This is a genomic window from Streptomyces sp. NPDC057939, assembly GCF_042887545.1.
Taxonomy (GTDB): Bacteria; Actinomycetota; Actinomycetes; order Streptomycetales; family Streptomycetaceae; genus Streptomyces.
In genome coordinates, this window is the sequence record NZ_JBHVPG010000004.1 from 175,780 (window position 1) to 189,782 (window position 14,003).

The 14,003-nt window shown below is 69.5% G+C and carries 6 protein-coding genes; 2 read left to right on the forward strand and 4 right to left on the reverse strand.

The annotated features are described in order from the left end of the window. The first annotated feature begins 107 nt into the window (after nt 1–107). Both ACFVS6_RS06930 and ACFVS6_RS06935 read left to right on the forward strand, forming a co-directional pair. A complete protein-coding gene (locus tag ACFVS6_RS06930) occupies nt 108–2,174 on the forward strand; it encodes an APC family permease (protein ID WP_389701342.1) in 2,067 nt (688 codons plus the stop codon). A 126-nt stretch (nt 2,175–2,300) separates the two neighbouring features. Beyond that, nucleotides 2,301–3,632 (forward strand): class I SAM-dependent RNA methyltransferase, encoded by a 1,332-nt coding sequence (locus ACFVS6_RS06935; RefSeq protein WP_389701343.1) that lies wholly within the window; start codon nt 2,301–2,303, stop codon nt 3,630–3,632. A 414-nt stretch (nt 3,633–4,046) separates the two neighbouring features. Here the strand turns inward: ACFVS6_RS06935 and ACFVS6_RS06940 are convergent, their stop codons facing one another. The 4 genes from ACFVS6_RS06940 to ACFVS6_RS06955 all read right to left on the reverse strand — a co-directional run bounded on the left by ACFVS6_RS06940 (nt 4,047) and on the right by ACFVS6_RS06955 (nt 13,933). Beyond that, nucleotides 4,047–7,097, reverse strand: a complete 3,051-nt coding sequence (locus tag ACFVS6_RS06940; RefSeq protein WP_389701345.1) for a pPIWI_RE module domain-containing protein — start codon at nt 7,095–7,097, stop codon at nt 4,047–4,049. 84 nt (nt 7,098–7,181) lie between these two features. Next, nucleotides 7,182–10,925 carry a hypothetical protein gene (locus ACFVS6_RS06945; RefSeq protein ID WP_389701347.1) on the reverse strand — a complete coding sequence of 1,248 codons (3,744 nt, stop codon included), beginning with the start codon at nt 10,923–10,925 and terminating at the stop codon, nt 7,182–7,184. After that, a complete protein-coding gene (locus ACFVS6_RS06950) occupies nt 10,918–12,195 on the reverse strand; it encodes a hypothetical protein (RefSeq protein WP_389701348.1) in 1,278 nt (425 codons plus the stop codon). The genes ACFVS6_RS06945 and ACFVS6_RS06950 overlap by 8 nt, the downstream gene beginning before the upstream one ends. After that, the gene (locus tag ACFVS6_RS06955) at nt 12,188–13,933 is read right to left on the reverse strand and encodes a PD-(D/E)XK nuclease family protein (protein ID WP_389701349.1); all 1,746 of its coding nucleotides are present in this window, start codon (nt 13,931–13,933) and stop codon (nt 12,188–12,190) included. Before ACFVS6_RS06955 ends, ACFVS6_RS06950 begins: the two co-directional genes overlap by 8 nt. Nucleotides 13,934–14,003: the final 70 nt, after the last annotated feature.

Consider the following 14,003-nt stretch of genomic DNA (forward strand, 5'->3'; position numbering starts at 1 on the left):
CACGGGCGGTCACCAGTGTGACCATTTGGGGTCCAGGCGGTGCCTCATTGCCCCGAGAACGGGCGGGGGGTTCGTCAGCCCGATTTCGAACGCTTACGATCCTCTGCGTGTCCAAACTGACCGACGTGCCCAAACGGATCCTGATCGGCCGGGCGCTGCGCAGCGACCGCCTCGGGGAAACGCTCCTCCCCAAGCGGATCGCCCTGCCCGTGTTCGCATCCGACCCGCTCTCCTCCGTGGCATATGCCCCGGGTGAAGTGCTGCTGGTCCTGTCGATCGCGGGTGTGTCGGCGTACCACTTCAGCCCCTGGATCGCGGCCGCCGTCGTCGTCCTGATGTTCACCGTGGTCGCCTCGTACAGGCAGAACGTCCACGCGTACCCCAGCGGCGGTGGTGACTACGAGGTCGCCAACACCAACCTCGGGCCCAAGGCCGGCCTCACGGTGGCGAGCGCCCTGCTCGTCGACTACGTCCTCACCGTGGCCGTGTCGATCTCCTCCGGAGTCGAAAACCTCGGCTCGGCCGTCGATTTCGTCATCGAGCACAAGGTGCTCTCGGCGATGATCATGATTCTGCTGCTCACGCTGATGAATCTGCGCGGAGTCAAGGAATCCGGAAACCTCTTCGCGATTCCGACGTACATCTTCGTCGGCGCCGTCTTCGTCATGATCGCCTACGGCGCCTACCGCGGCATCGTCCTCGACGAGACGATGAAGGCCCCGACGGCCGACCTGGAGATCAAACCCGAGCACCAGGGACTGGCCGGATTCGCCCTCGTATTCCTGCTGCTGCGCGCCTTCTCCTCGGGCTGCGCCGCACTCACCGGCGTCGAGGCCATCAGCAACGGCGTCCCCGCCTTCCGCAAGCCCAAGAGCAAGAACGCGGCCACCACCCTGGCCCTGATGGGCGCCCTCGCCGTCACCATGTTCTGCGGCATCATCGGCCTCGCCATGGCCACGAACGTGAAGATGGCGGAGAAGCCCGCCACCGACCTGATCCAGGACGGCGTCCCGGTCGGCTCCGGATACGTCCAGCACCCGGTGATCTCCCAGGTCGGCGAGGCCGTCTTCGGCGAGGGCAGCTTCCTCTTCATCGTGCTCGCGGCAGCCACCGCGCTCGTCCTCTTCCTGGCCGCCAACACCGCCTACAACGGCTTCCCGCTCCTCGGCTCGATCCTCGCCCAGGACCGGTACCTGCCGCGTCAGCTGCACACCCGTGGCGACCGGCTCGCCTTCTCCAACGGCATCGTCCTGCTCGCCGGCGCCGCCATGCTGCTGGTGTGGCTCTACGACGCCGACTCCACCAAGCTCATCCAGCTCTACATCGTCGGAGTCTTCGTCTCCTTCACGCTGAGCCAGATCGGCATGGTCCGGCACTGGAACCGCCACCTGCGCACCGAACGCGACCCCGCGGCCCGCCGCCGGATGCACCGCTCCCGCGCCATCAACACCTTCGGCGCCTTCTTCACCGGCATGGTGCTGGTCGTCGTCCTCGCCACGAAGTTCACCCACGGCGCCTGGGTCGCCCTGCTGGGCATGGTGATCTTCTACGGAACGATGAGCGCGATCCGCAAGCACTACGACCGGGTCTCCGCCGAGATCGCCGCGGCCGAGGGCCCCAGCGACGACAGCGTCCGCCCCTCGCGGGTCCACTCCATCGTCCTGGTGTCCAAGGTCCACAAGCCCACGCTGCGCGCCCTCGCCTTCGCCAAGCTGACCCGCTCCGACACCCTCGAAGCCCTCAGCATCAGCGTCGACCCGGTCGAGACCAAGGCCCTGCGCACCGAGTGGGACCGGCGCGGGATCAACGTCCCGCTGAAGATCCTCGACTCGCCCTACCGCGAGATCACCCGGCCGGTCGTCGAGTACGTGAAGGGCCTGCGCAGCGAGAACCCGCGCGACGCCGTCAGCGTCTACATCCCGGAGTATGTCGTCGGCCGCTGGTACGAGCACCTCCTGCACAACCAGAGTGCGCTGCGGCTCAAGGGCAGGCTGCTGTTCACGCCGGGCGTGATGGTGACCTCCGTGCCGTACCAGCTGGAGTCCTCCGAACTCGCGAAGCGGCGGGCCAAGAAGCGGCAGGACTGGAACGCCCCCGGCGCCGTCCGCCGCGGACCGGTCGACACGCCGCGCCCGCCGCGCCCGCCGCGTCCCAAGGACCCGGCGGGGAAGTAGCGCCACCGGGGCGGCGGGGGTTCCCCGAGGGTGGTGAACGGCCGGACGAGATCCACGTAAACTGGTGGGTCGGTCGTCCGGCCGTTTTCCTTTCGCTTTTCATTGATCTCCTGGAGTCTCCCCACCATGACCGAGCAGAACGAGAAGCAGTCACTGGTCGGGGAGGAGTTCGAGGTCGAGGTCGGGCCCGTCGCGCACGGAGGCCACTGCATCGCGCGCAACGCGGACGGCCGGGTCCTGTTCGTCCGCCACACGCTGCCCGGCGAGAAGGTCATCGCGAAGGTCACCGAGGGCGACGTCGACTCCCGCTTCCTGCGCGCCGACGCCATCACCGTCCTCGACGCCTCCAAGGACCGCGTCGCGGCACCCTGCCCGTACGCCGGCCCCGGCAAGTGCGGCGGCTGCGACTGGCAGCACGCCAAGCCGGGCGCCCAGCGCCGCCTCAAGGGCGAGGTCGTCGCCGAACAGCTGCTGCGCCTCGCCGGGCTCACCCCGGAAGAGGCCGGCTGGGACGGCACCGTCATGCCCGCCGAGGGCGACAAGCTCCCGGCCGGACAGGTCCCCCAGTGGCGCACCCGCGTCCAGTTCGCCATCGACGACGACGGCAACGCGGGCCTGCGCAAGCACCGCTCGCACGACATCGAGCTGGTCGACCACTGCATGATCGCGGCGCCCGGCGTCTCCGAACTCGGCATCGAGAAGCAGGACTGGCCCCAGATGGCGTCGGTGGAGGCCATCGCCGCCTCCGGCTCCAACGACCGCCAGGTCGTCCTCACCCCCCGCCCCGGCGGGCGCCTGCCCCTCGTCGAACTGGACCAGCCCGTCTCGGTCCTGCGCGTCGAGGAGAAGGACGGCGGCGTCCACCGCGTCCACGGCCGCCCCTTCGTGCGCGAGCGCGCCGACGGCCGCACCTACCGCGTCGGCATGGGCGGCTTCTGGCAGGTCCACCCGCAGGCCGCCGACACCCTGATCAAGGCCGTCATGCAGGGCCTGATGCCGCGCAAGGGCGAGATGGCCCTCGACCTCTACTGCGGAGTCGGCATCTTCGCCGGCGCCCTCGCGGAGCGCCTCGGCGAGACCGGTGCCGTCCTCGGCATCGAGTCGACGAAGCGCGCCGTCGAGGACGCCCGCCACAACCTGGCGGACTTCCCCCGGGTCCGGATCGAGCAGGGCAAGGTCGAGCAGATCCTCCCGAAGACCGGCATCACCGAGTGCGACCTCGTCGTCCTCGACCCGCCCCGCGCCGGCGCCGGCAAGCAGACGGTCCGCCAGGTCGCCGGCCTCACCCCGCGCCGCGTCGCCTACGTGGCCTGCGACCCGGCAGCCCTGGCCCGCGACCTGGGCTACTTCAAGGACCAGGGCTACAAGGTCCGCACCCTCCGCGTCTTCGACCTCTTCCCGATGACGCACCACGTGGAGTGCGTGGCGATCCTGGAGCCGGTGGCGAAGGGGGCCTGACCTGCAATTTCTCGGAATTCGTCAACGGTTCGACCTGTTTCGGTGCATGCAACGCGTGAAGGCCCGTTGGAACTGGCGAAACCTTTCTGACCTGCAGTTTCAGTAGGGAGCGCCGCGGTCGTCGCTAGCAGCATGAGGACACTCCTCGAGCTGCTGACGCTCAAATGACGCACGCTCTGAAGCTCCATCAGCTCGGCCCGGCCGCGAACACGCGCGCGACCGGGTCGACTGTTCGTTCATCCGTCTCAAGCCGGCCAGGTAATGCTGGACGGGGTCGGCAGGTAGAACGTCCGTCCTTCCGCTATCCAGCCGCTCGGTGTAGGGGTGTAGGAGACCCGAACCGGGATTGGGCGGATCTGCGTATGACACTCGTCAGGATCGAGAGATCCGCCAACGGGCAGTCCACGACCCGGCTCACCAGGTACGCCGCGACTCTCTCTCATCGTTGTCGTCCAGGTCTGGTTCCGTGGCCAGACCAGCCGCATCGGTCAGGTCCGGGTCCAGGCCCTCCACGTTCTGTTCCGAAGCAGACTCCGCTGCCCCTTCGTTGGAGCTCCCGTCGCGCTCTGCGAACATGGGGAGGACGTATGCCTGGGCCAGTCCCGCCAGATGAAGTGGGAGTGGAAGGGACAGTGCTGCGTTGTAGTCCGGTGCGTGACGCAGCTGGTGTACGGCAAGGGCCAGCGCCTCGGCGTTGTCAGGCGCTACCGCGGCGGGGCCGGCCTCGTGGCACCCCAATACGGCAATCTCCACCAGGGTCGGGTTCCAGGCGCTCGTGCCCGCCTGCGAGGTGAGGTTGCTTGCTGCGTTGACCCGGGTTGCAAGACGGTCCAGGGCGGGCGAGACAGCATGGGTTCCCGGGCGCTCGGTCGTGCTGTAGAAGACCCGCTCGCCCAAGAATGCCCCGTCCTGTTCGAGGGGGTTCTGCGTCCAGAAGCCGGCTGGCTGTCCGTGCGGCTTGCCGGGGTCGGCCAAGCCCCACCACTGGGCGGTCTCACGTCCGCCGAACCCACGTACACGTACGAGACGGAGCTCGTCGTCGAGCCGTCCCGCCGGGGCGTGACCAGGCTTGATCAGGTCCCGTTCGGTCTGGCCGTCCTGCAGCCACGGCCAGTGGAGCCGGCTGTTCTGTGCGTGGGCGATCAGCGCGGTGGGCTGTCCGCGGAGAGAGTGGAGCACGCGCTGGAGGAATGCCGAGGTCTCCTTGCGCTGCTGGGCGAGGTTGGTCCGCCACTGCCTGCTAGTGACACGCGGCGCCGCGGAGTCGGGGCCGCCGTCTGGACCCGTGAGCTCCACGAACGCATCGGGGTCGATCTCTGCCTGCTTCACCAGGCCGAGGAGAAACCGAGGGTAGGGCACCCACATACCTGCCCCGTCGTCCCAGCCTCGTACGGCAGCGAGACCTTCCCCGGTGCTCAGCGGGGTGACCAGAACGGCCACGGGAACGTGCTTGGGCAGTCGGGTCGGGCCGTCCTTGCGGCGCTTCACCATCCACAGCGCTGCGTACTGCAGATCGTCGGGCAGGGCGTCGCCGAGGGTGTGTTGGGGCAGGACGCGGACGCCGAGCTGGCGTAGTCCGTCGAGCCAGGCACTGTGCGTGCGGTGGTCGAGGCTGTCCACGTTGTCGATCTGCCGGTCGGCGGACGGGGTCACGACGAATTGGGTCAGCATCCCGGCGTCGGCGCATCCCAGGCGGACGGCGAACTTCGGGTCCGTGGATGCCGGGCGGAAGGTGCTGCGGTGCGCGATTTCCACGAAGGTCAGTCCGGGGAGGGAGGGGTCCGCTCCATCCGCACGGAGCCATGAGGCCACGGCACGGCGGCGTTCGCCGACGGCCGCCGCGATTGCCGCGCCCTGGCCCTTGACGGCTGAGTCGGGTACGAGCCGGTCGCCGAGCCCGTCGGCGAGGGGCAGACAGCGCAGCCGGAGGGCTAGTTCCGCCGTGCGCCATTCGAGGATGACCGGTGTTCCGGGCCTGGCCCCGTCGAAGTCCCGGTCCGTGACCCCGGCGGCGGAGGCGCCGCCGTCGCCGTCGAGTCCCAGGGCCTTGGTGAACTGTGTCACTGCTTCTCGGCGTACCTCGGGCGACTGCCACAGCAGCCGGGCCTCCACCACCGGCGGGCGGCCCTGGTTCGGGCGGTCGCCAGCGATCTCGGACTGTGCTGCGAGTGCCACCCGCCGTGCCTGAGTTTCACGCAATTGCTCGGCCTTCTTGGCCTCGTCGGTCCTTGGCTTGGGCCGCCGGTTCTCCGGTGCACCGATGCCCTTGCCGCGACCGCGGACCAGGTCGGGTACCCGGACCACGGCTTCGGGGAGGGCCTGCTCGGCCCATTCGGTCAGCTGAGCCCGCTGATTGGGCATGAAGCCGGTGCCGATCTCGTGCTTTCCCATCCTGGTGCTGTGGACCACGGCGGCGCGGACGCCGCGGCCCTCGCCGATCCAGGATTCCGGCTCGGTGAGGAGTTGGTCGGGATCGGGGAAATTGCCGGCAAGGCTGAGGCCGCGCAGGATACCGGCGGTGTCGTTCTCCGACCAGACGAAGGCATCGGCTGCCCGGTCGCGACGCAGGCGGGCGAGTGCGTAGCGCTCGGTGGTCGGCGCTCCGGGCAGCCAGGGGATGGTGGGCCGGAGGTGGACGGTGGTGGCTTCCCGGTAGGGCAGGTTGAGGCGTTTGGTGGAAGTTCGGGGATGCGTGGCCCAGCGGCGTACGCCCCAGTGCAGGTGGAGGCGCGGCTTTGGGTCGAACGGTGTGGTGTGCAGGGAGATGTTCAGCACGACGGAGAACCACCACTCCTTGCGCTTGACGGTCCGGCACAGAGGCTGCGACATGAGTTCGGCACCCTGGTCACGCGGCCCGCGGGGCAGGGCGCGGAAGCGCAGCTCCCCGCCCTCGAAGGGGAAGGCATCGAGGGCCAGGACCCGGCGCGCCAGTGCGTCGGTGGCGAGCTGGAACTGTCGCGGTTCGGGGGCGGCGGTACCACCCGGGGTGGTCGGAGCGGTCAGCAGCTCGATGCCGGTGACCGGCTGCCACACCGGTAGGTTCCGCTTCAGCTCGGCGCTGGTCGCAAGCAGCAGCGAGCGGAACCGGGGATCCTGAGCGGCATCCTTCGGGCCGAGAGTGCGAAGCCAGGCATCGAGGAGCTGCTGCATCGAGCGGCCCGGGAGCGGGTCCGGAGTCGAGGCGGGGACGTACATCCAGAAGTCATCGGGGGTCTCTGCTGGCGGCTCGACGGGCGGCCGGGGCCTAGGGCGGACGATCACGTCGGGGGCGAGGGTCTGTAGTACGCCGTCGAGCCGCCGGGTGGGCAGGGTCAGCTGCTGCTTCTCCTCGTCCCGACCGTGGTTGTGCAGTTCGAGGAGTCCGGAGTGCCAGTGTTCGGGAAAGGGGAGCACATGGAAGTCCTCGACCCAGGGCGTGCTGTCCTCAGCCAGCTGGTACGCGGATCGACGGATGTTCTTGTACATGGTCGGATCTCCCTGCGATGTCGCATGCGGTCGGACGCGCGTCGCCTGCTCGCCAGCCGTGAACTCGCCGGCAGCCGCGGTGCGTCAGTCGGTGTTTCGTGAATCGCGCGGCGTCCCCAACCCGCACAGTGCCTCGTAGAGCGGGCGGTAGAGCAGCTTGACGAGTTCGGTGTCGGCGGGGTCGGGGTGCGCGCCGACTGCGGTGGCATCGGTCTCCGCGAAGTACGGGGCGAGGACGTCCCGCAGTCGAACGAGCAGCCCCGGATCGCTGGTCTGGCGCGGGCGTCGGCCCTGCCTGCTGACGGGTGCCTGTGAGGCCGCGAGCTGTGGAGCGAAGGCCGCGTCGACGAACACGACGCGTGCTGGTACGCCGCCGCGGACCAGACGTCCGATGACCTGCCAGATGGTGACGAGTTGGTCCCAGGCGAAGGATTCCTTCTCTTCGTCGGAGAGCGAGGAGTAAATGTACGGCCGTGACAGTACGTGCCGCCAGACGCGGCGAGCGGTGGTCCGGAAAGCGCTGCCGGCGGCGTCCAGACCGCCGGCCTGAACCACCAAGTCGCCGAATGTCCCTTCGGGACTGCCCAGTTGACCGCGCACGAAGCGACTTGCCCAGTCGTTGATGGCAAAGACGGCGAGGGAGAGGTCGTCGGGGCGGGGGTGGGGGCGAACCATGAAGAACACCGTCCCGAACGCCGCTACTTTTTCCTCGCCGGGCCGCTGGGGGGCGGTCAGGATGTTGTGCCCTCGTTCCACGGCAAGGAGGGGAGCTACGAGCAGTTCGGCGTCCGGGTCGTCGGCGAAAGAGGCGAGGTCTCCACGCCGCACCGCTCCCGTGTTCGATGTCAGGCCCCTTGAAGGTGTCGCAGTGTCACCCGCGGTGTCCAGCTCGGCGTCGTCGGCGGCCAGGACGCGTACCCGGCCGCGCCAGCGCGGGATCTCGTCCAGGGCGGCAGAGGCCACTCTGGCCTCCGCGTAGCTGCCAACCAGGAGCAGGGCGCGCTTTCGGCGCTGGTCTCGGATCTGGGCGAGTTCGCTCTGCAGGGGGGACGAGCTTCCGTCGCCCCTGGGCCGGGCGAGTCGGTCGATCATCAGGCGCAGGACGTCCTCGCGCTTGTCGGGGTCTTGCCCGGAGAGCCGGATCGGCTGGCCGGCCGCATCGTGGAGGAACTCGGTGCGGAACACGGTGTCTCGGATGGAGCGAAGAGCCTTGCTCTGCGGTTTGAGTACGGCGCGGACGGGCGCGAGGACGTGGGCCCGGGTGGACGTTCCCGCCCAGCTGGTGCCTGACATGAGCAGTACGTGCGGACCGGTCAGCCCCCGGCCGGGGTCGGCGCCGAGCTGGGGAAGGTTGAGGAGCAACTCGCGGCCTACGCCCGCGCAACGGAAGAAGCGCAGGGTGCCGGTGCGATGGCCGTCCTTGTTGTGGGCGGCAGCCCGTTCGTCCACCAAGTATTGGAAACCGAGGACGTTGCCCATGGGTGCCTCGGGCAGGACCGGCGCATAGTCGAGGGGCGGACGACGGGTCAGTTCGTGGCTTGCCGGGTCGAGCCGCATCGCGGCCTCCACCTGAGGCCATAGGAACGTCACTCGATCCAGGCGCTGGTGCAGGGCGGCGAGGACCAGGACGAACTCCAGCCGACGCGCGTTGAGTTCACGCCATTCCTCGGTGAGGGGCACGTTCTCGGGTGCCGCCTCCTTGCCGTGCTTGACTACGGGCGCGGGGCGCTGTTCCAGTCCCGGCGCGCCGACGAGGAACGAGTCGAGGAGCGCGCGGACGCGACGCCTCGTCCGCTTCTCATCGAGGGTGTGCAGGACATCGTGGGCGAGGGCGGTCAGCTCGTCGGCGGGGGTCAGATAGGGGCCGCGGCCGCCCAGCGGATCGTCGCGGAACGTGTCGAAATATCCGGTGATCTCGGTACGGCGCTGCACCCAAGCAGTCTCCGAAGAGTGGGTGTTGGCATTGTTCCAAAGCCCACCCTCCTCCCCATCCTCATACAGCGCGCTCTCGTCCTCGACCTCCCATCCCTCGGTGCCGTCCGGTTGCCCCGCCAGCCGACCTCGGGCCGGCGGGTACCAGGCATGTAGCAGCTTTTCCTGAAGCGTCCACGCGCTGAAGTAGTCGATCTGAGCCCAGTTCCGTAGTCCTTCGTCATCGATGAGCATGGCGTATAGCCGGTCCGCGGCAGATCCGACGACGTCCAGGGCCGCGGACCACCGCTCCACGTCCTGGTTGGAGAGCTGCAGTCGTCCCTGTCGGGCGAGTTCCGCGATCTCGTGGGTCTGCAGCTGGTCGAGCCAGGAGTGGGAGACGCCGGTGGTGACGAGCGTGGCCGATGGCGCGAACATTTGGTCGAGCTGCATCTGTACGCGGTCGGCCTCGTCGATGATCATGATGTCGCTGCGAAGGCAGGCCAGTTCCAGGTAGCGCAGGCGCTCGGCGTTGAGCTGACGCGGTACTGCCGTCTGAACGAGGCTGGCGGGGTTGGCCACCCAGATCAACGCGTCCACGAGATCACGCGCCGAGGAGTGCCGGGGGCAGATGCTCCACAGCGGGCAGGCGTGCGGGGTACCCAGCTCCTCCTCGTCGGTGTCCTCCGTGAGGACCTGCCTTCCAGCGACGCCTCGGGCACGTTCGAGCTCGCGTACGGCGCGCTCGGGCGTCGGCTCCTCGGTCGTCTCTTTGCCGCGCGCGGGATGGAGTGCACCGCACGGCGCGTCGGTGTAGCGCAGCGGCTCCGATGTGTCGAGTGCGCGCAAGGCGTCCAGCGGGCAGGCGGTGCTGAGGTGAGTGAAGACGGGGCCGGTGTGGGCCAGTAGCGAGTGCTCTCCGTGTGCGGCAAGCCTGCGGTGCAGCCTCTGGGTGTGCTGGGGCCGCGTCGTGCCGCCCTGAATCAGGGCGGCACGCAGGCCGAGCTCGCGGAACAGTTCTGTCAGGGTCAGCTGTTCGGCCACGTCGCCGACGACAAGTGTGCTGCGCAGGCCCTTGCGGTGCGCCCATACGGCGATCAGCGTCATCAAGGTCGACTTGCCGGCGCCGACCATGCCGACGAGGTGGGTGAGCTGGTCGAGCGGCAGCGAGGACGCGGCTGCGAAGGCTGTCCCATCCGAGGTGCGGGTATCGAGGTCGAGTTGATCGAGGCGCTGCTCCCAGCTTCCTGCCCTCAGTCCACGCCGTCGCTCTTCCTCGTCCATCCACCGGGCCACGTCGGCGAGTTCGTCGAGGGGTACGTCGAGGCGGGCTGCGGTGGCCGGGCGTTCGGCTGCGAGAGCGTGGCCGGGGGAGGGATCACGCACGAGGTCGGCGGGGACGGTGACGGAGGTGCGCCGGTGGCGGCGGTCCATGAAGCGGTGCTCGCCCGCCCCTGCCTGGGGAAGCGGCTTGACGGCGAAGTCGGGGAGGCACGAGAGCGCATTGTCGTAGGCGATGAATCGGTCGGTAGCCACCTTGAGGGAGAGCCGGTAGGCGGGCTCCCCGGCTGCCGTGACACCGTACGCGCGCAGCCGCTCGGGCAGCCCCAGGTAGGCGTCCAGGCTCTGCCGCCACATCCGGCTGCGACGCATCGGCCAGAGCAGGTGTCGGGACGCGGCGAGGGCGACCTGTGCGGCCGTGCCGGTCGGGAGCTTCGCCTCTGACGCGAAGCGAAGGCCGTAGCCGCCAAGGAGTGTCCACGCCCCTTCGGCGGCGTGGCCTGGGGCTACGGTCTCCATCAGCCGTAGGGCGAGTTCGACCTGACAGAGCAGGGCGGGCCGGGTCCGGGCGTGCTCCTCGGGCCAGGGGCCCAATGCGACGACGACTGGCTGGTACCAGCTGCTGCGGTCACGCAAGGTTGGCTCCATACTTCGCGGCGCCGTCGGTCGACGCCGTAACCCCTTGGGACGGGAGTGACGCTGTATGAGCGCCCCTCTGCTCCCTTCCCGGCGATGTGGTCTGGTCGGCCGGGAGGGGGCCGATGGACGCCTCCGGCCCGCTTTGGCCGGACAGTCGTAGCCGTGCGGCCTGTCGCAGCTGGACGTCCGTCAGCAGCCTTAGCCCGCGTGCCTCCTTGGCCCGCTCCTTGGAGTAGACGTCGAGGTAGTCGCGGCGTGCGCGCACCCTGAAGGTCGGAACCACCCAGCAGGCCTCGTCGTAGGGGGGGTCGGCGCGGACCGCACTCGCGGAACGCCCGAGAAAGGCAGGGTGTGCCCAGTCCTTGACATCGACGGCCCACACATGGCCGTTGGGGAAGGTGAGCCGCAGGTCGTACGCATCGAAGCCGGGCCACATCTCGACGGTGAGCCCCAACGCGCGCAGCTCGCTCTCCAACGAGGTCTCGGCCTGCCCGGGCCCGGTGACGAATTGCCTCAGTGGCTTGCGCAGCTGACGTAGTTCTCCCACCTCTGAGGCGATGAGCATCCGGCCGCGCGGCGCGGGGCCCCGGTAACGGCACTGGTCGCGCTCACACCACCATTCTGTGTCGGACACCGGGTGGAGCAGCGTCAGGCAACGGTGGCAGCACAGGTAGGACCCATCCCGCCGGAACCCGAGGGGGACGGGCGCGTAGATTTCCTCGATGAGGAAGCGAACAGGGTCGAGGAAGAGGTCGGTGCTGACCTCGGCCCAGTCCGCTTCGGTGAGGACCGGCCGAGTGACCAGGAGGCGCCGGAAGGCCGTGTACGACTCGGGCGATGACACGGCGCGGCAGGCGCGCAGGGCCTCGTGAATCACCAGACGGTCGTACTGCCGTCCGGTGCTGTCGGCGTATCCCTGCACGGCGAGTTCGTGGCAGAGCTGTGTGGGCTCTCCCGAGTCCGTGTCGATCAGACGGTCGGCCGAGTCGAACAGGTCGGTCGGCAGCCGGTCGAGGGGCCAGCTGCCGAGGGGGCGGGTGCGGGCCCAGCGCATCATCTCGGGCACGCCGGCCGGGGGCTGGGCCCCGTTGCGCAGGCACTGCAGCACCAGGGCGTCCACGGCCCGTTGCGCGGCGGGCGGGTAGGGCAGGGTGAAGGATTCCAGGCGGTCGACGGCCGCCAGGTGCAGGACGGCGGTGGCGACGTCCCGCAGGAGGACGACGTCCGGGTTGGACAGCCAGTCCGGTACGAGTCGCTGGTCAGTCATCGGCCGCTACATCTCCTCGCGTCGGGGTCTGCGCGTCGGGGCCTTCCGGGCGCGGATGGTCGGTGACGTAGGCAGTGCCGGGTCGACACCAGGTCCGTGCCTGGCAGCCGTGGCAGTGGCGTCCGGTCCTCGGCTCGTATGTGGTGTCGTCCAGGAGCGGCTGGGCGAGTTCGGCGATGACCGCCCGGGCCTCGTCGACGATCTCTGCGCGGCCGGGATCGATCCGTTCGAGTCGGCTCTCACCATGCCCTTCGCGTAGATGCTCCAGCTCGACCCACGACCGGCGCGGGTCGTCACCGAGTGCGCCCGCCTGGAAGAGAAGGACCCCGAGGGCGAGTTGGGGGTACGTGCTGAGCAGGGACCGCCGTTCCCACAGAGGGCGGGCCGATGTCTTGGTCTCGCGCCAGATCCACCGGCCGCGATGGGTGTACACCAGGTCGGGTACGGCGAGGACAATGACATCGAGCTCCGGAACGTAGGCCGTAACCCGGTGCTGTACGAGTACCTGCTCGTCGGCGCCGAGTCCGTTCAGGGGGCAGAGCAGCCGGTGCTCGGCGAGCATTCCGGCGGCCTCACCTGCGGACGCGTCATCGAGTCCGGTCCGGGCCCGCACCGCGGCCAGGGCGGGAATCGCGCGGTCCCGGCAACCCTGTACCGGGCGTTCGGCGTGTCGTGCGTCGAGCCAGGCATCGACGGCCCGGCCGCGCTGGGCTCCCCGGCCCTCGGTGGACAGATCGTTGAGGTGAAGACGGCGCACCAGGTGGTACTGGGCGGGGCATTCGGCGTGCAGGCGCAGGTCCCAGGCGGAGACGGAGCGGCGCTTGCGCGCCGGGGCCGGGGGCCGCCCGCCCCACAGCAGCGGGGCGCGCTTGAGGTCCGCACAGCCGGCGGTGGCCTTGCAGTCGACACAGCTCTCCCCTGGCTGTGTGCCGGTTCCGGTGGTGGCCGCGAGGAAGGCGGGCACCGCGTGGGTCTCGAACCGCTGCCTCGCCTCGACGGGCCCTTCGGAGAGCAGCCTCTCCACGGAGCCGTCGGCGCATCCGATGTCGAAGACGCGGACCAGTCCGGGTGGGCGGGTGCTGATGGTCGCGTCAGACGGGGGTTCGGAGCGCGCCTTGCGCCGTGGGGTAGGTGCACCGGACGCCATCACCTGCACCACGGCCCCGAGTTCCGCGTCGGGGCGGCCAGTCTTGGCCCGACTCAAGGAGGGAAGCCACAGGTCTCGCACCGACCCGTCGTCCGAGGCGTACATACGACCCCAGAGGGTGTGTTCGTACTGGCGGGCGCCGCGTGCGTCGGGAGCGACCGTGCGGCGGGTGCGCCACGTCCACGGCTGCTTGACCGGTGAGGTCGGGGGCAGTCCGGCCTCCGTGGCGGAGGCCTGCTCCCGGGCTCGAGCGGCAACGTAGCGCTCCAGGGCGTGGGCGGTCCACGCCAGGTGGGCCGGGTGGACCGGCGAGCCCCATCCTCGGAACGGGCTACGGGTGTTGCGGAGTTCCTCGCGTACTCGCTCAACGGACCAGTGATCGTGCTCCCAAAGGTCGAGAGCCGTGAAGAGCGGTCCGAACCCGAACTCTTCGCGTGGCGTGGGGTGGAACGGCACGGCCGGTTCGGCGACGAGCAGGGGCCGCATCGCGGTTCGACGGTGGGTCGGACAGGCCGCGGGGTCGGGCCGGGCCATCCGGGGGCTCGCCCTGATCAGCCAGTCGTGGCCGACGAAGCCCGATGAATTCTGCATGGTGACCCCCGTGGCGGGCGGCATGGGCAGGAGAGCGCCCAGGACCTACGGAACCCGAGGAGGCCGGGGG